This is a genomic window from Paraburkholderia sp. SIMBA_053, from assembly GCF_046534895.1.
Lineage (GTDB): Bacteria > Pseudomonadota > Gammaproteobacteria > Burkholderiales > Burkholderiaceae > Paraburkholderia > Paraburkholderia caledonica.
Genome location: NZ_JAWRXU010000994.1, coordinates 1 through 260 on the forward strand (window position 1 = coordinate 1; position 260 = coordinate 260).

The window sequence follows — 260 nt, forward strand, 5'->3', positions numbered from 1 at the left end:
GTGAATGCCGTGTTGCCCGATGCCGAGGCGCTGCTCGCAGACGCTATGCAGCTGGCCCGAATCATCGCGTCCAAGTCTCCGCTGGCCGTTGCCGGGTGCAAGACTGCGATCAACTTCGCGCGCGATCATGGTACGTCCGAATCTCTGCGACACATGGCCTTGCTGCAGAGCTCCATCTTCGACACCCAGGACCTTGCAGAGGGAGTTTCGGCCTGGTATGGAAAGCGACAGGGACGCTTCGACGCGTTATCGCCGCTGAC

At 61.5% G+C, this 260-nt stretch carries 1 pseudogene; it reads left to right on the forward strand.

The annotated features are described in order from the left end of the window. A pseudogene (locus SB753_RS38595) lies at window positions 1-260 on the forward strand (enoyl-CoA hydratase); the annotation flags it as partial.